This window comes from Pseudomonas brassicacearum, from assembly GCF_003732175.1.
Taxonomy (GTDB): domain Bacteria; phylum Pseudomonadota; class Gammaproteobacteria; order Pseudomonadales; family Pseudomonadaceae; genus Aquipseudomonas; species Aquipseudomonas brassicacearum_G.
Genome location: NZ_MOBI01000015.1, coordinates 1 through 19,697 on the forward strand (window position 1 = coordinate 1; position 19,697 = coordinate 19,697).

Consider the following 19,697-nt stretch of genomic DNA (forward strand, 5'->3'; position numbering starts at 1 on the left):
GAAGTATCCGATCAGAAATAAAAATGCCAGTCAGCTTAACTGACTGGCATTACCCGTTCGGGTGCTTTTTTTGAGTCTGGCATTCAGCTTATTTCTGAGCGGGCTGGTTTTGCCCCAGGATCAGATGACCGTCCTTGTCGACCGGAATCTGGTTGCCCGGATCACGATCCATCCGCACTTTGCCTTCCTTGCCGCCCAGCGAATACCGAACGTCATAACCTACGAGCTTGTCGCTGAGATCATTGACCGTCTCGCAACGTCTTTGCATCGTGGTGGTGGTATCACCGTTCTGCATGCGCTCTTGCACCTTGTTACCGGCATAACCGCCACCAACCGCACCCGCCACCGTGGCGAGTTTCTTGCCATTACCGCCACCGACCATGTTACCCAACAAACCACCGCCGACCGCACCGATCACCGTACCGAGGATCTGATGCTCATCCTTCACCGGCGCCTGACGGGTAACAGGTACATCCCTGCACACTTCACGCGGCGTCTTGATCTGTGTTTTGACCGGCTCGACTGCCAGTACTTGCGCATACTCAGGTCCGCCGCTTTTTACCAGGCTGTAGGTGGCAACAGCGCCTCCGGCAGTCACACCGACAGCACCCAATACCGCACCAACCAGTAACGACTTGTTCACATGAACCTCCTGACCATCACATGCGGGACGTGCCCGCGCTTCTCCCAACGTTGGAGCATAAAAAAAGGCGCGAGTTCAATACTCGCGCCTTCTGGTTATAACGAGAGGAAATAACGCCTCAAGGACGGTCGTCCACTTCCTTCTCGGTATTGGCCGGAGGAATCAGGTCCTCGCTGCTCAGGTTCAGCCAGATCAGCACCACGTTAGCGATGTAGATCGACGAGTAAGTACCCGCCAGAACACCGATAAACAGCGCGATGGAGAAACCGAACAGGTTGTCACCACCGAAGAACAGCAGCGCCGAGATCGCCAGCAAGGTGGAGATCGACGTCGCCATGGTCCGCAGCAGGGTTTGGGTGGTCGAGATGTTGATGTTCTCGATCAGCGTCGCCTTGCGCAGTACCCGGAAGTTCTCACGAACCCGGTCGAATACCACGATGGTGTCGTTGAGCGAATAACCGATGATCGCCAGTACCGCCGCCAGCACCGTCAGGTCGAAGGTGATCTGGAAGAACGACAGGATACCGATGGTCACGATCACGTCGTGGATCAGCGAGACAATCGCACCGACCGCGAACTTCCACTGAAAGCGGAACGCCAGGTAGATCAGAATGCCGCCCAGCGCCATCAGCATGCCGAGGCCGCCCTGGTCGCGCAGTTCTTCACCGACCTGCGGGCCCACGAACTCGACGCGCTTGACCACAGCCGGGTTGTCGCCGCCGACTTTCTGCAGCGCTTCAGCGACCTGGTGACCCAGTTGCGGGTCTTCACCAGGCATGCGCACCAGCAAATCGGTAGTCGCGCCAAAGCTCTGAACGATCGCTTCGTGATAACCCGCCTCAGTCAGCTGGGAACGAACTTTCATGACGTCGGCCGGACGCTCGTAGGTCAGCTCGATGAGCGTACCGCCGGTGAAGTCCAGACCGTAGTTCATGCCCTTGTGGAAGCAGCTGAACAACGCCAGAGCGGTAAGGAACAATGTGACGCCGAACGCAACGTTGCGAACGCCCATGAAGTTGATAGTACGTAACATGGCAGCCCCTTAAATCCACAACTTCTTGAAGTCACGACCGCCGAAGATCAGGTTGACCATCGCGCGGGTCACCATGATGGCCGTGAACATCGAGGTAAAGATCCCGAGGGACATGGTCACTGCGAAACCCTTGACCGGGCCGGTGCCCATCGCAAAGAGGATGCCGCCGACCAACAGGGTGGTCAGGTTGGCATCGAGAATCGCGGTGAATGCCCGGCCGAAGCCTTCGTTGATTGCCCGCTGCACGGTCATGCCGGCCGCGATCTCTTCACGTATCCGCGAGAAGATCAGTACGTTGGCGTCGACCGCCATACCCATGGTCAAGACGATACCGGCGATACCCGGCAGGGTCAGCGTTGCCCCCAGCAGAGACATCAAGGCCAGCAGCAGCACCATGTTCACCGCCAGCGCAACCGTGGCGATCAGGCCGAAGAAGCGGTAGATGGCCATGATGAACAGCGAAACGAACAGCATGCCCCACAGCGACGCATCGATACCCTTGGTGATGTTGTCAGCACCCAGGCTTGGACCGATGGTGCGTTCTTCAGCAAAGTACATCGGTGCCGCCAGACCACCGGCGCGCAGCAGCAAGGCCAGCTCCGAGGATTCGCCCTGACCATTCAGGCCAGTGATGCGGAACTGAGCACCCAGCGGCGACTGAATGGTCGCCAGGCTGATGATCTTCTTCTCTTCCTTGAAGGTCTGGACCGGCACGTCTTTCTCGACACCGTTGACCATTTGCTTGACGTAAGTCGTCACCGGGCGTTGCTCGATGAAGATCACCGCCATGCTGCGACCGACGTTGGAGCGCGTCGCACGGTTCATCAGCTCACCGCCGTGACCGTCCAGACGAATGTTCACTTCCGGCGTACCGTGCTCGCCGAAGCCAGCCTTGGCGTCAGTTACCTGGTCGCCCGTGATGATCAGGCCACGCTCGATTTGCGCAGGAGGACGCTTGCCCTCACGGAACTCGAAGGTCTCGGAAGTGGCTTTCGAAGCACCCGGATCAGCCGCCAGACGGAACTCGAGGTTGGCCGTCTTGCCGAGAATACGCTTGGCTTCGGCAGTGTCTTGCACGCCTGGCAGCTCAACCACGATGCGGTTGGCACCCTGACGCTGAACGATCGGTTCGGCAACACCCAGCTCGTTGACGCGGTTACGGACCGTGGTCAAGTTCTGCTTGATGGAGTATTCGCGGATTTCCGCCAGCTTGGCTGGGGTCATCGCCAGACGCAGTACCGGTTGGCCATTGAGGTCGGCCGGAACAATGTCGAAATCGTTGAAGTTCTTGCGGATCAGCGCACGAGCATCTTCGCGGGAAGCCTCATCACTGAAACCCAGCTGAATGGCACCATTGATCTGCGGCAGGCTGCGATAGCGCAGTTTCTCTTTACGCAACAGGCTCTTGACGTCGCCTTCATAGACTTTCAGGCGGGCATCGAGGGCTTTTTCCATGTCCACTTCGAGCAGGAAGTGCACACCACCGGACAAGTCCAGACCCAGCTTCATCGGATGCGCGCCGACAGTGCGCAGCCATTGCGGAGTCGTTTGTGCCAGGTTCAGTGCGACGACGTAGTCATCACCCAGCGCCTTGCGCACGACGTCTTTGGCTGGCAGTTGGTCTTCTGCCTTGGTCAGGCGCAACAAACCGCCCTTGCCATTGGCCGAAAGAGTGGCAGCCTTGACGTTGATCCCGGCATCGTTGAGCGCTTTGCTCACGCGATCCAGATCAGCCTGATTAACCTGCAGCGCAGTGCTTGCACCGCTGACCTGAATGGCCGGATCGTCAGGATAAAGATTGGGAGCGGAATAAATCAGACCGACCGCCAGCACCGCCAGGATCAGAATGTATTTCCACAGAGGGTATTTGTTCAGCATCACGCCGCCCGCTTATGACGCGGGGCGCCTTGCGCGCCCCGTCGATTGAGTAGAAGTTGGAACTTAGATCGCTTTTAGCGTGCCTTTTGGCAGCGTGGCGGCAATGGCGCCCTTTTGGAATTTCATTTCGACAGTGTCGGAAACTTCCAGAACAACGAAATCATCTGCCACTTTAGTGATCTTGCCGGCGATACCACCGGTGGTCACAACTTCGTCGCCTTTTTGCAGGCTGCTCAGCAGGTTCTTCTGCTCTTTGGCGCGCTTGGCCTGTGGACGCCAGATCATCAGGTAGAAGATGACCAGGAAGCCGACCAGAAAAATCCACTCAAAGCCGCCGCCCATTGGGCCTGCCGCAGGGGCACCAGCATCAGCCATGGCATTAGAGATAAAAAAGCTCATTTAGCACTCCAGTTGCAAATGTTGAATCTTGGGGTCAGAAAACTCAGTCCAAAGGCGGTACAGGTAACCCGCGTTTGGCGTAGAAGGCATCGACAAAGGCGGCCAATGTACCCTGTTGAATAGCCTCGCGCAAACCAGCCATAAGCACTTGGTAATGACGCAAATTGTGGATTGTATTCAACATGCTACCCAGCATTTCTCCACACTTGTCCAGATGGTGCAGATAAGCACGGGAGAAGTTCTGGCAGGTATAGCAATCGCAGGTCGGATCGAGCGGCGAATCATCATGGCGATGAAACGCGTTACGGATCTTCAGCACACCAGTATCAATGAACAAGTGCCCATTGCGGGCATTACGGGTTGGCATCACGCAATCGAACATGTCCACACCGCGGCGCACACCCTCAACCAAGTCTTCCGGTTTGCCAACGCCCATAAGGTAACGAGGTTTGTCAGCCGGCATCATGCCCGGCAGATAATCCAGCACCTTGATCATCTCATGCTTGGGCTCGCCCACCGATAGACCGCCGATGGCCAGGCCGTCAAAACCGATCTTGTCGAGGCCTTCCAGGGAGCGCATGCGCAGGTCCTGGTGCATGCCGCCCTGAACGATACCGAACAGCGCCGCCGTGTTGTCGCCATGAGCATTTTTCGAACGCTGGGCCCAGCGCAACGACAACTCCATGGACACCCGCGCCACATCTTCATCGGCCGGGTACGGCGTGCATTCGTCGAAAATCATCACGATGTCGGAGCCCAGGTCGCGCTGAACCTGCATCGACTCTTCCGGGCCCATGAACACTTTCGCGCCATCCACCGGAGAGGCGAAGGTCACGCCCTCCTCCTTGATCTTGCGCATGGCGCCCAGGCTGAACACCTGGAAACCGCCGGAGTCGGTCAGAATCGGGCCTTTCCACTGCATGAAATCGTGCAGGTCGCCGTGCTTCTTGATCACTTCCGTGCCAGGACGCAGCCACAGGTGAAAGGTGTTGCCCAGAATGATCTCGGCGCCGGTGGCCTCGATATCCCGCGGCAACATGCCCTTGACCGTGCCGTAAGTACCGACCGGCATAAAGGCTGGCGTCTCGACAGTGCCACGCGGGAAGGTCAGGCGACCACGGCGAGCCTTGCCGTCAGTGGCCAGCAATTCGAAAGACATACGACTGGTGCGACTCATGCTTGATCCTCAGGGCCGCGTGGCGCGGGATTACGGGTGATGAACATCGCATCACCGTAGCTGAAAAAGCGGTATCCATGCTCGACGGCGGCCTTGTAGGCGGCCATGGTTTCGGGATAACCGGCGAACGCCGAAACCAGCATCAACAGCGTGGATTCGGGCAAATGAAAGTTGGTGACCAAGGCATCGACCACATGGAACGGCCGGCCTGGGTAGATAAAGATATCGGTGTCACCGCTGAACGGCTTGAGCACGCCATCGCGGGCCGCACTTTCCAGAGAACGCACGCTGGTGGTCCCCACCGCCACCACGCGCCCGCCCCGCGCACGGCACGCAGCAACCGCATCCACCACGTCCTGGCCGACTTCCAGCCATTCACTGTGCATGTGGTGGTCTTCGATCTTCTCGACACGCACCGGCTGAAAGGTGCCCGCGCCAACGTGCAAGGTCACGAACGCCGTCTCGATACCCTTGGCGGCAATCGCCTCGAGCAACGGCTGATCGAAATGCAGCCCCGCCGTCGGTGCCGCCACCGCGCCCAAACGCTCGGCGTAGACCGTCTGATAACGCTCGCGGTCCGAGCCTTCGTCCGGGCGGTCTATATAAGGAGGCAACGGCATGTGCCCGACACGGTCGAGCAGCGGCAGCACTTCTTCGGCGAACCCCAGTTCGAACAACGCATCATGACGCGCGAGCATTTGCGCTTCGCCACCGCCGTCGATGAGGATCGTCGAACCCGGCTTCGGCGACTTGCTGGAGCGCACATGGGCCAGCACGCGATGACTGTCGAGCACCCGCTCGACCAGAATTTCCAGCTTGCCGCCGGAAGCTTTCTGGCCAAACAGCCGCGCCGGAATCACCCGGGTATTGTTGAACACCATCAAATCGCCCGGGCGCAAATGCTCAAGCAAATCAGTGAATTGACGGTGTGCCAGAGCGCCGCTGACCCCATCCAGGGTCAACAGGCGACTACCGCGCCGCTCAGCCAAAGGGTGGCGAGCGATCAGCGAATCAGGGAGTTCGAAAGTAAAGTCAGCAACGCGCATGATGGGGTTCGTCTAGCAGGGCCGGGAAGTCTAGCGGAAATAGTGAAAATTCTCCATGTACCTGATTGACCGACGGTTATCTCATCTCTATACTTCGCCGCCATTGAGCCCTGATGGCGGAATTGGTAGACGCGGCGGATTCAAAATCCGTTTTCGAAAGGAGTGGGAGTTCGAGTCTCCCTCGGGGCACCAAAATTAAGAAAGGTCTTGCTTAGCAAGGCCTTTTTTTTCGCCTATAGAAAAGTGGTGCACAGGCATGCCCGCCCCACTGATCGTTCCCACGCTCTGCGTGGTAACGCATCCCGTGACGCTCCGCGTCACAACAAGAGGCACCACCCCGCTCTTTCTTCCACCCAAAAAACCTGCGAAAAAATGATTCTGCCCCCATTTTTTCCCTCAAGGATTCCCCCCATGGAATTACCCCTGGAAACAGTCGCCCTCTTCTCCCTCAAACTCGCTTACGAAACAGAAGATCAAAGCCCGATCCTGCGCGACGACCTGATGATGGGCGACTACCAGCGGGACGTATTCGGCTTGCTGGTACGCAGAGGTGATGTCGCGACCATCAAGGTCAAAGTGGCTGAATGCGTGGGGCTGGCGCTTGAGGCGATAGGTGGGGCGGGTACGCCGCTGGGTCGAGAGCTGGATAGGTTGTCGGGAGATTTCAGCGCTGTGCAGACGCTGGAGCAGCTTGATAGTCCGCTGATTGCGCTTAAGGATTATTTGAAAGATATTCAGTGAATGATCGGGTTGGGAGCAAGTTTGATGCCCCTTTCCACCGGCTGATATTGGGCAGGGCTTTGGCTGATATGAAAATGGACCTGTCCACTTTTCCATTGCGCCAGCAGACAACAACGAAAGACTTTTTCGGCATCACAAGGACGTATCAATGCGGCAAATCGCCCTCAGCAACAAGCCACTCAGAGGCATTCCCCGCCGCCTTCGCGCTCTGGAACGCTGGGCCTCCAGTTTTCGCGACGAGTTTCACCCGCGATCCGTGCATATGGAGCGCTACACACACTGGAAGATCCCGGTGCATGCGGCCCTGGTCCAAGGCCCTCAAGCCAGGATCGAAGTTCAGGCCTTCTGTATTCAGCAACTGCTCGAAGCCGCTAGCCACCTGTCCAACGCTGCCGACCGCTCACAGGGTTATTACCGGGTCGCTTGCCTGCTGGTGTGGCCATGGGTTCATCAGAGCGAGATCACCCTCTTCTATGACCGGGACTATTATCTGAGTTTTCTCGGTGAAACCAACGCGCTCAAGCCAGAGCAGATCAGTGATGCTCTTGCGCTGCACACGCCAGCGCATTTCATCGAGCACGGGCATGACGTAACCCAACCTGACGATGACGTCGCAGTGCAGTGGTGGTGCATCGGGGAGCCAGCCTGACGTGGGGGAAAGGGAGGACAAATTTTTTCTCTACTGTCCCGTTAGACCAGCGCAGCGAGGCCATCAATGGATTTTCGGAAGTCGACGGGCTTGGGGTAAAGATAGACTTTTTCGACTTTTGCATCGGGATGCATCATGAGGTGCTGGCTCCGGAAAGGAATCGGGAGCACAGCATCAGGGATCAGGTGATGACTTTGAATGTGGGGTTTATGGAGCACTGACGCTCAATGCCATGGACTGCTGGGTGCCGCAAATGGGGGCAGCTTACACATTTTACAAAAGATAAAAACCGGCAATTACTTGTAACAACTAGATAATAATCTCCACTCATATTCTTATTACCTACGACTATACTGAGAGGCAAATTATAGGACTGAACGATTAAAGGACTAAACGCATGATTACATCTAAACATACTCCACAAGAGCTAGAAATTGCAGCAGCGCGAGTTTTTTTTGCTCCCGAAAATTTCGGTTTTGAAAAGCACGGGATTGGCTGGAAAAAAGTTATACCTGGAATAGGCTCAACTATTTTCACCCCTCTTGACTGGGAACACGCTCACTTCTTAACAAACTTGAAGGATGGTCAGAAAGGAAATGGTTTAGAGCTTGCCTCCCAACAACAAGAAAGTATTTTTGGCATGAAGGATCATCGTGACATCATGCCTCCTTACCTTATAAGTAATATTGCAAAAACTGGTGGATCCGCTTTTGTAGCATACACTGAAAAGGAAGGATTTACAGATGAAGGATGGTTAGGTTTTGGATTTGTTTTTGGAGGGAAAAACAATTCATTGGAATCTACATTCTTGGGAGTTAGAGAAAAAAACAGAAGCAAAAATGCTATTGGCTTTCATCTAAGACTACTCCAATCAAATGATGCCTTAGAAAATGGATCTACTAAAATCGAATGGATGCAAGGTCCTTTACGGGGTGAAATTGCAAAACTAAGCATTAGTAAATTGGGAGGCATAGCTTCTTCTTTTACCATTGATAAATATAGAGACATGAAATACAAGCTCTATGGACCTGGAACAACAGACAGAATTACTGTTGAATGGGATCTTCTGTCGCCGCGCACTCAACAAAAAATAACAGCTATCTCGCAAGGCATTTCTCAAGGATTAACATTAGAGGATATACAAGCGTTACCTATTGCAACAGGAGATAATATCAAACAAATCGAACAAGATAGACACTTATCCCTTCTCTATGAAATCCCTGCCAATGCTGATGAGCTTGAGGAGGAAGAAAAAATAGCGTGGAGAAATGACATGAGAAAAGTATTTGGTATATTGATGAATACAGAGTATGTAAAAATCCCAGACGATGCCAAAAATGATCCCGCATTAGTACAAAAAATAGCTACGCCAGGGGGCTATCAAATTAGTGACTTTGCTACAGGACTTGATGGAGGCCAGAGAAGAAATTTTTATGTACTGACCAGAAAACCAATTGCATAATAAATGCATTGCCATCAGGACTTAGAATAATACCAATTATTAATCCGCCCATCAGAAAGTAGGAAAAAAGGTAAAGAAAGGGGAGACACCCATTACGCACTTTACGCACGGTAGGACACTTCACAAGGATTGGGGCAAATTTGGTGCCCCCACCATACTCCATGCGCACCAATTGCCGGTGGCTGCTAGCTAAGACTCACCTAGCCGCCTAGATCCCCCATCCAACCGTGCTGTTTTCTGCCAAAGTAGGCATGCTGTAAATCGTCCAGTCCGCCGAGACATTCATATGTCGCTCCGTTTTGTCTCCCCTCCGCCAGTTCCACTAGGCTCAATCACCACTGCGTTCCCATCCTCGCTCAGATTGGAGGCAGAAGGTCTTAGCCAGATCTTGGGTCTTACCAGGCTAGCAACGCATCGGGGTATAGAGGTCAAAATCGGTGAAGAGAACCTGATCATCCCTTATCGGATTCATCACGAGGGTGATGAACAAGCCTGCGGGCAGCTGACTGGCGTTCAGAGCATCTTGTACTCATGTCTTCTGACACGACACTACGATGGGCGTGTGCGTCAACGTCAACTGGAATGCATTCTTTCAGTTCATGAACCATGGATTGTCCCGTTCGTTTTCCAGCTTACTGGCGAGTACGTAATCGAGATTCTTAACACCGTTGAAGCTCACCTGTCCGAAATCAGTCCGACGCTTTACGGCAGCTTCATTCGGGATAATCAGAATTATTTTCAAGCGACGCAAGATCGCATGATCAGTTACTGGGATTGCTACTACCGGACGCAGTACAAGCACCGGTCCGACTATGTTGGATTTCAGGTGTTTAGTAAGTTTCACGAATTCGCTGAAAACTACTGAGTGGTGAGGAGAATACGAAACAGATCACGATTACGTGGTCTGAGTAAAACGTAATCTGCCCTCCCTTTTCCTGCCCCAACTAAAACGGGCGACCTAAACAAGGTCGCCCATTTTTCATACCAACAGCACCTGCGCCTGCAATCGTCGCCCAACCACATCCAGCAAATCGCAACCATCGCGCAGTGAAGTCACCAGCACCCGAGCCAGTTCACTGTGAATCCCCTCGCCCATGGCGATGTTCTCCAATAGTTGGGTCGCGGTGCGGATGCGGTAGGCCGCGGTTTCGTGCAGTACGTCGAGTGGCGCTTGGGTATCGATCAGCAGAGACGGGATGGTGCAGTCAATGCCGGTGACTGGCATGTATCGATCCATGACAAACCTCCATTGGGTAAACGAGCGCGGCCACTCAGTGGTGGACGGTGGGCTGACTCTCACCCGCCTCATCGGGCGGGTCGAGGTGATCCAGTGCTCGGTTTACCAGCAACTCGGCCAGCACGGCCAACTGTTGAATCGCCAGTGCCACATTGCGCCGCGAACCTTCTAGTTCGAACGCCAGGTCGGTGGTCATGGCGTTGATAGAGGCGAGGGTTTCGCTGGCGTGGACCAGCAAGGTTGGCGTGTCTACGTTGGGAACAATAGTGAATACATGGCTGACGGGATCAGGGTGACTGGGGTTACGCAAACGGGCACTGACGGTGCGTTGGGCGGTTTCGGAAAGCTCTAGTGGATCGAGGTCTTCTGATGTAGAGAGCGACGGGTTATCAAGTGGATTTCGGGTTGTCTTTTTCATAAGGAATCTCCAGGATTTTCAGGATCCCTGCGTTTTTTTCGGCCTGTCAAAACCGTCCGCTCGGCTGCAGCGAAGACAGGAGATTATCTTCCAGGAGTGTTGCTTGCCAGTTCATGGAAGGCGCTACGGTTTGCGGGAAATGTCCTAGGACGGGGAGATACGCGGGATAGATAAGGCTTCATCACATTGATAATCGTGGTCTGTCCCCGTTTCTTCCCTCCGTGAGGTGGGGATGCCGCCCACTTCGATGCGCCCAGGGATGGGGTTACGGCAAGTCTGCGGGATCTGTTTGATACGCCGGCTAGATCCCGAACTGTTTCCGAGGGAACCCGGTTTCATCCGGGAATCCCATCGCTTTGAAGGTGCAGCCTGGCATAGCAGGCTTGCTATCGATCAGATCCGCGACATCGTTGATCCAGGTCGAGGCTGGTGCAATCCTCTGCAACAGAAACCATATGACTGCGACTAACCCATACAATCGCTTGAGCGCATATTGATCCAGCCCCAACGTCTGAAAATACGGTTCAGCGGGGACCGCTAATGGGTTAGGTGAGGCCTGATTCCAGACTCGCGTATGGTGCGCACAGCGGTTGCGTAAATGGCTGGTTTGCTGCATCCACCGACTGAGCATCTTGGCGTTGTTCAAGCCAAGGCGCGCGAGTATGAGATTCTGATACTTGCTATTCAGCAGCTCGAAAAATTCCGATAGATCCCCGAAATCCCATGCCTCCACCGCGACCCAAATGGGGATGGACTTGCCGGCTCTGAAGTGCCACTGAATGCAGTCCTCTTTGCTACGCACAATGTGCGACTGCTGCTTCTGGCTCCACTCTGCCCACTTGTTCCGCGTATTACCGCGGGTGTCCGTGTACGGTTGAGTCCATTTGTGCAGGATGAATTTCGCATTGGCGTAGGCCATCGGGTCGTGATAGCCAACTTCGTGAGCCATTACGGTCTTGAAGTGAACCTCCAGACGCTCGACTGCATCCAGCATGAGCATTCGCAGTCGTTTATCGAACTTGTAAAGCTCTACGATCGTATCGAAAGAGGTGGCTGCCTGGAAAGTATCCAGACGCAGAGGCTTGCCCGTGACCGAGCAGACTTCTTGCTGCTGGCCGTTCATTTTGAATTCCCGTGCCGGATACCAGAATCCGCTGAGACGGTAATACCCTAGCTGCGCGAGCTTGCGCTCTGCACGAGACTGGTCATTGATTTGCACACCCCTGCTGGCCAGCAGCGCAACCAAATCAGGATATGTACGGAACGGCTTCGGAGGGGCTGGCGTAGGCAACTTCCATGTTCCAGAAATAAGAAGGCCCGAACGTAATGCCGGACTAAGCCAACACCAGAGGATCGGGCGCGATTGGGATTAATGCTGCCGTAGCCTAATGACTATGTCAATGCATACATCACGTAAACGCGGCAAACACTAGGGTTTATGCGGGTTTGCGACGATCTCTTGCTGACGATACCGCCCGCTTATGAGCAACCTAAACAGAGCACTGCGGATTGTTGTCAGGCCATTCCGAAATAGCGGTAGGGATATTTTCTGCGATGCCTGACGCGAGCAAATTTCACCACCATCGTAGTCCTCCCGGTGAACTCAGCCATCACCTACCCCGCCTGCAATCCTTTGTGCATAACCCCTAAAGCAAAAAGGCATAACCCCGCTCCAGAGACGGCGCCTTCGGCCACACTCTTCTACACTCAATGATTGGTCGTAGAAAGAACCAAACACGTCGCTTTCGTGCAGATGATTCAAAGGCAGCGTGGCAAGCTGCCGTATATGCCCTGAAGAGGTGCGGCAAAGACCGTACCGGGCCCAACAAGATGCCCGCTCAGGGTGCCTGGCCAACGGCCTGAAAATGCCACGATACCGTGACGTGGCGTGAGTGCCGCAGCCGACACTTTCGGACAACCGACAACCGCCTGGTTTGCCCGTGACCGTGAGGAATGCTGTATGCCTGATGAGATGTTGCACCTGTCTATGGTCAACAACCTGCTGGAGCGCCACAAGGGTTCGCCCGGCGCGCTGTTGCCGATCCTTCATGATATTCAGGAGGGCATCGGCTACATCCCCGATGCCGCCGTCCCCGAGATTGCCCATGCGCTCAACCTGAGTCAGGCCGAGGTTCGCGGGGTAATCAGCTTCTACCATGACTTCCGTACCGCCCCTCCGGCGCGGCATATCCTGCGTCTGTGCCGGGCCGAGTCCTGCCAGAGCCGCGGTGCCGAGCAGCTCGCGGCGCAATTGCGTGAACGCCTGCAACTGGACGACCACGGCAGCAGTGCCGACGGCAACATCAGTCTGCGCCCGGTGTATTGCCTCGGCGCCTGCGCCTGCTCGCCGGCCCTTGAGCTGGATGGTCAGGTGCATGCGCGGCTTAGTGCCGAGCGCCTGGATGCCCTGCTCGACGCTTGCCTGGAGGACGCATGATGCCGAGTCTCTATCTACCCTGTGATTCGCTTGCCCGTGCCGTGGGTGCCGAAGAGGTGGCCGTGGCCCTGGCCACTCAGGCCCGGGAACGCAATCTGCCGCTGGACCTGCAACGCACCAGTTCTCGCGGCCTGTACTGGCTGGAACCGCTGCTGGAAATGGACACGCCGCAAGGCCGTATCGGCTTCGGCCCGCTGACCGCTGCCGACGTGCCGTCGCTGCTCGAGGCGCTGCAAGGCGAGCCGTCCGCCCATCCACTGGCCTTGGGCCTGGTGGAACAGCTGCCTTATCTGAAGACGCAACAACGCCTGCTGTTCGCCCGCGCCGGCATTACCCGGCCGCTGTCCCTGGACGATTACCGGGCCCATGGCGGTTTCGAGGGCTTGAGCCGGGCCGTCGCCCTGGGCGGCGAGCAAACCGCGACCGCCGTGTTCGATTCGGGCCTGCGTGGCCGTGGCGGCGCGGCGTTCCCGGCCGGGATCAAATGGCGCACGGTGCGCGGCACCCAAGCGGCGCAGAAATACATTGTGTGCAACGCCGACGAAGGCGACTCCGGCACCTTCGCCGACCGCATGTTGATGGAAGGCGACCCCTTCCTGCTGATCGAAGGCATGGCCATTGCCGGCATCACCGTCGGCGCCAGCTACGGCTACATCTATGTGCGCTCGGAATATCCACAGGCTGTGGCCACACTGCGCGCGGCGCTGGATATCGCCCGGTCCGCCGGTTACCTCGGCGCCAATGTCGGCGGCAGCGGCCAGGCTTTTGATATGGAAGTGCGGGTCGGTGCCGGCGCTTACATCTGCGGTGAAGAAACCGCGCTGCTGGACTCACTCGAAGGCAAGCGCGGGATCGTCCGCGCCAAGCCACCGATCCCGGCCTTGCAGGGCCTGTTCGGCCTGCCGACCCTGGTGCACAACGTGCTGACGCTGGCCTCGGTGCCGCTGATTCTGGCCAAGGGCGCGCAGTTTTATCGCGATTACGGCATGGGCCGTTCGCTGGGCACCATGCCCTTCCAACTAGCGGGTAATGTTCGTCACGGCGGTTTGGTAGAGCGGGCCTTTGGCCTTACCCTGCGGGAACTGGTGGAAGAGTACGGCGGCGGTACCGCCAGTGGCCGGCCGCTGAAAGCCGCGCAAGTGGGTGGCCCTCTCGGCGCCTGGGTGCCGCCGGGGCAATTCGACACGCCGCTGGATTACGAAGCGTTCGCTGCCATCGGCGCCATGCTCGGTCACGGGGGTGTGGTGGTGGCTGACGACAGCCTCGACATGGCCCACATGGCGCGCTTCGCCATGCAGTTCTGCGCCGAGGAATCCTGTGGCAAATGCACTCCCTGCCGCATCGGCTCGACCCGCGGCGTGGAGGTGATCGACCGATTGCTGGCCGCGCCCGACCAGAGCAGTCGCGATGAACAGGTGATCATCCTCAAGGACCTGTGCGACACCCTGCAGTACGGTTCGCTGTGTGCGCTGGGCGGCATGACTTCCTATCCGGTGGTCAGCGCCCTCAAGCACTTCCCCGCTGACTTCGGTCTGCAAGCCTCGGAGGCCGACCAATGATCACTCTCTTCGACCCGAACACCGATATCGATCTCGGCACCCCGGCCCGCAACAGCGAAGTGCAGGTCACCCTGAACATCGACGGCCAAAGCATCAGCGTGCCCGAAGGCACTTCGGTGATGCGCGCCGCCGCGCTGCTGGGCACCACCATTCCCAAACTGTGTGCCACCGACAGCCTGGAAGCCTTCGGTTCCTGCCGCATGTGCCTGGTGGAGATCGACGGCATGCGCGGCTACCCGGCGTCCTGCACCACGCCGGTCAGCGAAGGCATGAGCGTGCACACCCAGACACCGAAGCTCGCGACCCTGCGCCGCAACGTCATGGAGCTGTACATCTCCGATCACCCGCTGGACTGCCTGACCTGTTCGGCCAACGGCAACTGCGAGCTGCAAACCGTCGCCGGCCAGGTCGGCCTGCGGGAAGTGCGTTACGGCTATGAAGGCGAGAACCATCTGGACGACCAGAAGGACACTTCCAACCCCTACTTCGACTACGACCCGAGCAAGTGCATCGTCTGCAACCGCTGCGTGCGCGCCTGCGAAGAAACCCAGGGCACCTTTGCCCTGACCATTACCGGGCGCGGTTTCGAATCCCGGGTGGCGGCCGCCGGTGGCGAGAACTTCCTCGACTCGGAATGCGTGTCCTGCGGCGCCTGTGTGCAAGCCTGCCCGACCGCGACGCTGATGGAAAAAAGCGTGGTCGAACTCGGTCAGCCCGAACACAGCGTGATCACCACCTGCGCCTATTGCGGCGTGGGCTGCTCGTTCCGCGCCGAGATGAAAGGCGACCAGGTCGTGCGCATGGTCCCCGACAAGAACGGCCAGGCCAACCACGGCCACTCGTGCGTCAAAGGGCGCTTTGCCTGGGGCTACGCGACCCACCCGGATCGCATCACCAAGCCGATGATCCGCAAGCACATCAACGACCCTTGGCAGGAAGTCAGCTGGGATGAAGCGGTGACCTACGCCGCCAGCGAATTCCGCCGCCTGCAGCAAAAATACGGTCGCGATTCCATTGGTGGTATCACGTCCAGTCGCTGCACCAACGAAGAAACCTATCTGGTGCAAAAACTGGTGCGCGCCGCGTTCGGCAACAACAACGTCGACACCTGTGCGCGGGTCTGCCACTCGCCGACCGGCTATGGCCTGAAACAAACCCTGGGCGAGTCCGCCGGCACCCAGAGTTTCGACTCGGTGATGCAGGCCGACGTGATCCTGGTGATGGGCGCCAACCCCAGCGACGCTCACCCGGTGTTCGCCTCCCAGCTCAAGCGCCGCCTGCGTGAAGGTGCGCGGCTGATCGTCATCGACCCACGCCGCATTGATCTGGTGGACACGGTGCATGCCCGCGCCGAACTGCACCTGGCCCTGCGCCCCGGCACCAACGTCGCCATGCTCAACGCCCTGGCCCACGTCATCGTCACCGAAGGTCTGCTCAACCAGGCCTTTATCGACGCCCGTTGCGAAGGCAGCGATTTCGCTCAGTGGAAGGCATTCGTCAGCCGCGCGGAAAACTCGCCGGAAGTCCTTGGCGACATCTGTGGCGTCGCCGCTGCCGACATCCGCGCCGCCGCCCGGCTGTATGCCACTGGTGGCAATGCGGCGATCTACTACGGTTTGGGCGTAACTGAACACAGCCAGGGCAGCACCGCGGTCATGGGCATCGCCAACCTGGCCATGGTCACGGGCAACATCGGCCGCGAAGGCGTGGGCGTGAACCCGCTACGTGGGCAGAACAACGTTCAGGGCTCCTGCGACATGGGTTCCTTCCCGCACGAGTTGCCCGGCTACCGGCACATCTCCAACGAGGTGGTACGAGCGCAGTTCGAACAGGCCTGGAACGTTACGCTGCAACCCGATCCGGGCCTGCGTATTCCCAACATGTTCGAAGCCGCCCTGGGCGGCAGTTTCAAGGGCTTGTATTGCCAAGGCGAAGACATCGCCCAAAGCGACCCTAATACCCAGCACGTCACCGCGGCCCTGTCGGCCATGGAATGCATCGTGGTGCAGGACATTTTCCTCAACGAAACCGCCAAGTTCGCCCACGTGTTCCTGCCGGGCAGCTCATTCCTGGAAAAAGACGGCACCTTCACCAACGCCGAGCGGCGCATCTCCCGGGTGCGCAAAGTCATGGAACCGCTGGGCGGTAAGGCCGACTGGGAAGGCACCGTGGCCCTGGCCAACGCCCTCGGTTACCCAATGAACTACCAGCATCCGTCGCAAATCATGGATGAAATCGCCAGCCTGACGCCGACCTTCACCAATGTCAGCTACGCCTCACTGGATAGCCACGGCAGTCTGCAATGGCCATGCAACGCCGCGGCGCCGGACGGCACGCCGACCATGCACATCGAGGAGTTCGTGCGCGGCAAAGGACGCTTCATGCTCACCGGCTACGTGCCCACCGAGGAAAAGGTCAACAGTCGCTATCCGCTGCTGCTGACCACCGGGCGCATCCTCAGCCAGTACAACGTCGGCGCCCAGACCCGGCGCACCGAAAACGTCGCCTGGCACGACGAAGACCGCCTGGAAATCCATCCGACCGACGCCGAGAGCCGTGGCATCAACGAAGGTGACTGGGTTGGTATCGGCAGCCGCGCCGGACAGACCGTCCTGCGTGCGCGGATCACCGAACGGGTCGCCCCAGGCGTGGTGTACACCACCTTCCACTTCCCGGAGTCGGGGGCCAACGTCATCACCACCGACAACTCCGACTGGGCCACCAACTGTCCGGAGTACAAGGTTACCGCCGTGGAAGTCAGCCGCGTCTACCACCCTTCCGAGTGGCAAAAACGCTATCAGGAGTTCAGCGACGATCAACAACGCTTGCTCGACGAACGCCGCCAGGCCCGCACCACCGGAGCAAAAGCCGAGGTACGCCGATGAGCACCGCCAACCTGATCAAAATGGCTAACCAGATCGCCCAGTACTTCGCCAGCGAACCGGACCAGAAACAGGCCGTGCTCGACGTGCGTAATCACCTGAAAATGTACTGGACGCCCGGCATGCGCAAGGAATTGCTGGCCTGGCAGACGGCGCATCAGGGCGCAGATTTGCACCCGCTGGTGCAATCGGCGGTCAGTGGCGCGGGCTGGGAGGCTTAGGTTCACCTGATCCCTTGGGTTTACCCCTTGGTTTGTGAAGACAGGCCAAGGGGTAAACCCATGCTCCGCTTGATAACGCCTCCCGTTCTTCCCCCCTCCAAAACCAACAATCCCCTCCCCTGTTATTTGCAACGTCTCCTGCAGTAGATCAAACAGCGTATATAAACGCTGACCTGATATTTCAAATTCATCCAAGGGCGGCACGTTTACCGGGGTGAGAATTTGGCGCCCGACTATACTAAAAATGTTTAGTACGTTTTGATGAACGCGATGGGTGAATGTATTAGAAGCGATGGAAGTTTATATATAGCCCCACCCTTGAAAGTTGCTGATTAATAATTCCCCATGATGCCTTGGTGTAGCGGAGAGGATTTTATATGAACGAGTTGTTGAATGAACTGCACACCTATCATCATGAGGTGGCGCTCAAAATTACCGAGATCAAAGGATTACTTGGGAAAATCAGGCATGAGTCCGCGGGTGCGGATGATCGCAAGCAGTTGTTTCAGGTACTGGAAGCCTTGCACGGTGAAGCAGAGCGGCATCACCATGAAAATGAAGAGCTTATCCGGCAGGCCTTGCTGGAGACTGAGGCACCGATCCACCAACGGGTCAAGGATATCGAGCGCGATCATCTGGCATTTGGGCGCATTGCTGGACAACTCAAGATGTTGGAAGACTCAACTCAGGAGATAAAAGTGATCGCTGATGCCATCGATGACTTTATCAAGAAATACTATGACCATATGGAGTCCGAGGAGAATATCTTCTTTCCGATGGCAGACAAGTCGCTGTCAGACACTCAGTGGCAGGAAATAAAGCGCCAGTGGCATTAGTTGGAGTGTTCAACCACGTCCAACAAATCGCAGCCAACACGCAGTAAAAATACAGGGACAAACCACGGTTATGAATACGAGAAACCGTGGTTTACCCTCTCATGTCCGCTTTACATGCACATCACACTAACGCTCGCAATTTATCGCTCAGTAAACAATTTCACTTCGAATAGCCTGCATGACGATATTCGACAAACGCTCGGTCAGCGGATCAGGGTTAGCCTCTCTTCGATGCAGCGTCAGGGCTATGGAGGGTAAAGGCGGCAAACCTCGTTCGCCGGCAGCCAACAGTTCGGTCCCCGGTTGCAAGCCCAAGGCTGTCCTGATCGTGTACCCCAAACCTGCTTCGGTCGCGGCGGACAGGCCGTTGAGGCTGGAACTGGTGAACGACAGTAGCCAGGGAATCCCCTCGCGATTCAGCGCCGCAGTGGCCACTGAATGAAAAGGACATGGCGTGTCAAACGCAATGATGGGCAGCGGTGTCCCTGATTCGACGCGCCAGTCGAGGTACTGGTGAGAAGAGCCGATCCACTCCATTTGCAGTTCCGCCACCGGCTCCCGATATCCGACTTCCTGCACGTCCCCCCATACCACCGCCAAATCGAGTGAGCCATTTTCGATCCGGCTCAGCAGGTCAGCATTGCGCGCAATCCGGGCTTCCACTCGAACATCGGGATGCGCCCTGGCGAACCTGCCCAGCACCGTCGGCAAGAAGCTACTGAAATCCTCCTGAAGCCCGAGGCGTACCCATCCCTTGAGCTTCAGCTCGGAGACTGCAGTGATGGTCTCGTCGTTGAGGCTCAATAGACGCCTGGAGTAATTGAGCAGCACCTCTCCTGTATCAGTCAGGGCAAGCCCGCGACCTGCCTTTTTGAAAAGCGCTGAGCCCACCTGGGCTTCCAGCTTCTTCAACTGGGCGCTGATGGCTGAAGTCGAACGCGCGAGTTTTTGCGCCGCCTTGGCAAAGCTCCCCAGTTCGACCCCGGTGACGAAACTGCGCATGGCATCTAAATCGAAATTTACCGGCCTCATAACAATCCTGTTTTTTGGGACGAATACAAAAAATAATTTGATATTCG

The 19,697-nt window shown here is 57.0% G+C and carries 19 protein-coding genes and 1 tRNA gene; 10 read left to right on the forward strand and 10 right to left on the reverse strand.

Annotation, left to right across the window (positions count from 1 at the left end; all coding sequences use genetic code 11):
* Positions 1-88: 88 nt before the first annotated feature.
* The 6 genes from BK658_RS13335 to queA all read right to left on the reverse strand — a co-directional run bounded on the left by BK658_RS13335 (position 89) and on the right by queA (position 6,176).
* Positions 89-643: a glycine zipper 2TM domain-containing protein gene (locus tag BK658_RS13335; RefSeq protein WP_123582688.1), complete on the reverse strand. Its 555-nt coding sequence runs from the start codon at positions 641-643 to the stop codon at positions 89-91.
* A 118-nt stretch (positions 644-761) separates the two neighbouring features.
* A complete protein-coding gene (secF, locus tag BK658_RS13340; protein ID WP_123582689.1) occupies positions 762-1,676 on the reverse strand; it encodes a protein translocase subunit SecF in 915 nt (304 codons plus the stop codon).
* Between the two features lie 9 nt (positions 1,677-1,685).
* Entirely contained in the window at positions 1,686-3,554 is a 1,869-nt protein-coding gene (gene secD, locus BK658_RS13345) for a protein translocase subunit SecD (protein ID WP_123582690.1), read from the reverse strand.
* A gap of 63 nt (positions 3,555-3,617) precedes the next feature.
* The gene (gene yajC, locus BK658_RS13350) at positions 3,618-3,953 is read right to left on the reverse strand and encodes a preprotein translocase subunit YajC (RefSeq protein WP_019693477.1); all 336 of its coding nucleotides are present in this window, start codon (positions 3,951-3,953) and stop codon (positions 3,618-3,620) included.
* 43 nt (positions 3,954-3,996) lie between these two features.
* Positions 3,997-5,112 carry a tRNA guanosine(34) transglycosylase Tgt gene (gene tgt, locus BK658_RS13355; RefSeq protein ID WP_185019828.1) on the reverse strand — a complete coding sequence of 372 codons (1,116 nt, stop codon included), beginning with the start codon at positions 5,110-5,112 and terminating at the stop codon, positions 3,997-3,999.
* A gap of 14 nt (positions 5,113-5,126) precedes the next feature.
* The gene (gene queA, locus BK658_RS13360) at positions 5,127-6,176 is read right to left on the reverse strand and encodes a tRNA preQ1(34) S-adenosylmethionine ribosyltransferase-isomerase QueA (protein ID WP_123582692.1); all 1,050 of its coding nucleotides are present in this window, start codon (positions 6,174-6,176) and stop codon (positions 5,127-5,129) included.
* A 107-nt stretch (positions 6,177-6,283) separates the two neighbouring features.
* Here queA and BK658_RS13365 point away from each other — a divergent pair.
* From BK658_RS13365 to BK658_RS13390, 5 genes are all read left to right on the forward strand, one after another.
* A tRNA-Leu gene (locus tag BK658_RS13365) sits at positions 6,284-6,368 on the forward strand.
* A gap of 219 nt (positions 6,369-6,587) precedes the next feature.
* Positions 6,588-6,917 carry a hypothetical protein gene (locus tag BK658_RS13370; protein ID WP_123582693.1) on the forward strand — a complete coding sequence of 110 codons (330 nt, stop codon included), beginning with the start codon at positions 6,588-6,590 and terminating at the stop codon, positions 6,915-6,917.
* Between the two features lie 148 nt (positions 6,918-7,065).
* The gene (locus tag BK658_RS13375; RefSeq protein ID WP_123582694.1) at positions 7,066-7,566 is read left to right on the forward strand and encodes a DUF3916 domain-containing protein; all 501 of its coding nucleotides are present in this window, start codon (positions 7,066-7,068) and stop codon (positions 7,564-7,566) included.
* A 397-nt stretch (positions 7,567-7,963) separates the two neighbouring features.
* Complete coding sequence (locus BK658_RS13385) at positions 7,964-9,028, forward strand: hypothetical protein (protein WP_123582695.1); 1,065 nt, start codon at positions 7,964-7,966, stop codon at positions 9,026-9,028.
* Between the two features lie 286 nt (positions 9,029-9,314).
* Positions 9,315-9,893, forward strand: a complete 579-nt coding sequence (locus BK658_RS13390) for a hypothetical protein (protein ID WP_123582696.1) — start codon at positions 9,315-9,317, stop codon at positions 9,891-9,893.
* Positions 9,894-10,007: 114 nt separating this feature from the next.
* Here BK658_RS13390 and BK658_RS13395 read toward each other — a convergent pair whose 3' ends face one another.
* The 3 genes from BK658_RS13395 to BK658_RS13405 form a co-directional block, all read right to left on the reverse strand.
* Positions 10,008-10,265, reverse strand: a complete 258-nt coding sequence (locus BK658_RS13395) for a hypothetical protein (RefSeq protein WP_123582697.1) — start codon at positions 10,263-10,265, stop codon at positions 10,008-10,010.
* A 34-nt stretch (positions 10,266-10,299) separates the two neighbouring features.
* Complete coding sequence (locus tag BK658_RS13400; protein ID WP_123582698.1) at positions 10,300-10,683, reverse strand: DUF6124 family protein; 384 nt, start codon at positions 10,681-10,683, stop codon at positions 10,300-10,302.
* 301 nt (positions 10,684-10,984) lie between these two features.
* Complete coding sequence (locus BK658_RS13405) at positions 10,985-11,974, reverse strand: Abi family protein (RefSeq protein WP_123582699.1); 990 nt, start codon at positions 11,972-11,974, stop codon at positions 10,985-10,987.
* A gap of 669 nt (positions 11,975-12,643) precedes the next feature.
* Here BK658_RS13405 and BK658_RS13410 point away from each other — a divergent pair.
* From BK658_RS13410 to BK658_RS13430, 5 genes are all read left to right on the forward strand, one after another.
* The gene (locus BK658_RS13410) at positions 12,644-13,120 is read left to right on the forward strand and encodes a formate dehydrogenase subunit gamma (RefSeq protein WP_123582700.1); all 477 of its coding nucleotides are present in this window, start codon (positions 12,644-12,646) and stop codon (positions 13,118-13,120) included.
* Positions 13,117-14,679, forward strand: a complete 1,563-nt coding sequence (locus BK658_RS13415) for a formate dehydrogenase beta subunit (protein ID WP_185019821.1) — start codon at positions 13,117-13,119, stop codon at positions 14,677-14,679. The genes BK658_RS13410 and BK658_RS13415 overlap by 4 nt, the downstream gene beginning before the upstream one ends.
* Complete coding sequence (gene fdhF / locus BK658_RS13420) at positions 14,676-17,564, forward strand: formate dehydrogenase subunit alpha (RefSeq protein ID WP_123582701.1); 2,889 nt, start codon at positions 14,676-14,678, stop codon at positions 17,562-17,564. Before BK658_RS13415 ends, fdhF begins: the two co-directional genes overlap by 4 nt.
* Entirely contained in the window at positions 17,561-17,782 is a 222-nt protein-coding gene (locus BK658_RS13425) for a formate dehydrogenase subunit delta (protein ID WP_123582702.1), read from the forward strand. The genes fdhF and BK658_RS13425 overlap by 4 nt, the downstream gene beginning before the upstream one ends.
* Before the next feature lie 377 nt (positions 17,783-18,159).
* Entirely contained in the window at positions 18,160-18,618 is a 459-nt protein-coding gene (locus tag BK658_RS13430; protein ID WP_123582703.1) for a hemerythrin domain-containing protein, read from the forward strand.
* Between the two features lie 147 nt (positions 18,619-18,765).
* Here the strand turns inward: BK658_RS13430 and BK658_RS13435 are convergent, their stop codons facing one another.
* Positions 18,766-19,650, reverse strand: a complete 885-nt coding sequence (locus tag BK658_RS13435) for a LysR substrate-binding domain-containing protein (RefSeq protein WP_123582704.1) — start codon at positions 19,648-19,650, stop codon at positions 18,766-18,768.
* Between the last annotated feature and the right edge of the window lie 47 nt (positions 19,651-19,697).

What these genes read in the sequence shown, in the direction of transcription:
- secF (WP_123582689.1), bottom strand. Translation starts at nt 1,676, where the DNA reads ATGTTACGTACTATCAACTTCATGGGCGTTCGCAACGTTGCGTTCGGC.
- secD (WP_123582690.1), bottom strand. Translation starts at nt 3,554, where the DNA reads ATGCTGAACAAATACCCTCTGTGGAAATACATTCTGATCCTGGCGGTG.
- yajC (WP_019693477.1), bottom strand. Translation starts at nt 3,953, where the DNA reads ATGAGCTTTTTTATCTCTAATGCCATGGCTGATGCTGGTGCCCCTGCG.
- tgt (WP_185019828.1), bottom strand. Translation starts at nt 5,112, where the DNA reads ATGTCTTTCGAATTGCTGGCCACTGACGGCAAGGCTCGCCGTGGTCGC.
- queA (WP_123582692.1), bottom strand. Translation starts at nt 6,176, where the DNA reads ATGCGCGTTGCTGACTTTACTTTCGAACTCCCTGATTCGCTGATCGCT.
- BK658_RS13370 (WP_123582693.1), top strand. Translation starts at nt 6,588, where the DNA reads ATGGAATTACCCCTGGAAACAGTCGCCCTCTTCTCCCTCAAACTCGCT.
- BK658_RS13375 (WP_123582694.1), top strand. Translation starts at nt 7,066, where the DNA reads ATGCGGCAAATCGCCCTCAGCAACAAGCCACTCAGAGGCATTCCCCGC.
- BK658_RS13385 (WP_123582695.1), top strand. Translation starts at nt 7,964, where the DNA reads ATGATTACATCTAAACATACTCCACAAGAGCTAGAAATTGCAGCAGCG.
- BK658_RS13390 (WP_123582696.1), top strand. Translation starts at nt 9,315, where the DNA reads ATGTCGCTCCGTTTTGTCTCCCCTCCGCCAGTTCCACTAGGCTCAATC.
- BK658_RS13395 (WP_123582697.1), bottom strand. Translation starts at nt 10,265, where the DNA reads ATGGATCGATACATGCCAGTCACCGGCATTGACTGCACCATCCCGTCT.
- BK658_RS13400 (WP_123582698.1), bottom strand. Translation starts at nt 10,683, where the DNA reads ATGAAAAAGACAACCCGAAATCCACTTGATAACCCGTCGCTCTCTACA.
- BK658_RS13410 (WP_123582700.1), top strand. Translation starts at nt 12,644, where the DNA reads ATGCCTGATGAGATGTTGCACCTGTCTATGGTCAACAACCTGCTGGAG.
- BK658_RS13415 (WP_185019821.1), top strand. Translation starts at nt 13,117, where the DNA reads ATGATGCCGAGTCTCTATCTACCCTGTGATTCGCTTGCCCGTGCCGTG.
- fdhF (WP_123582701.1), top strand. Translation starts at nt 14,676, where the DNA reads ATGATCACTCTCTTCGACCCGAACACCGATATCGATCTCGGCACCCCG.
- BK658_RS13425 (WP_123582702.1), top strand. Translation starts at nt 17,561, where the DNA reads ATGAGCACCGCCAACCTGATCAAAATGGCTAACCAGATCGCCCAGTAC.
- BK658_RS13430 (WP_123582703.1), top strand. Translation starts at nt 18,160, where the DNA reads ATGAACGAGTTGTTGAATGAACTGCACACCTATCATCATGAGGTGGCG.
- BK658_RS13435 (WP_123582704.1), bottom strand. Translation starts at nt 19,650, where the DNA reads ATGAGGCCGGTAAATTTCGATTTAGATGCCATGCGCAGTTTCGTCACC.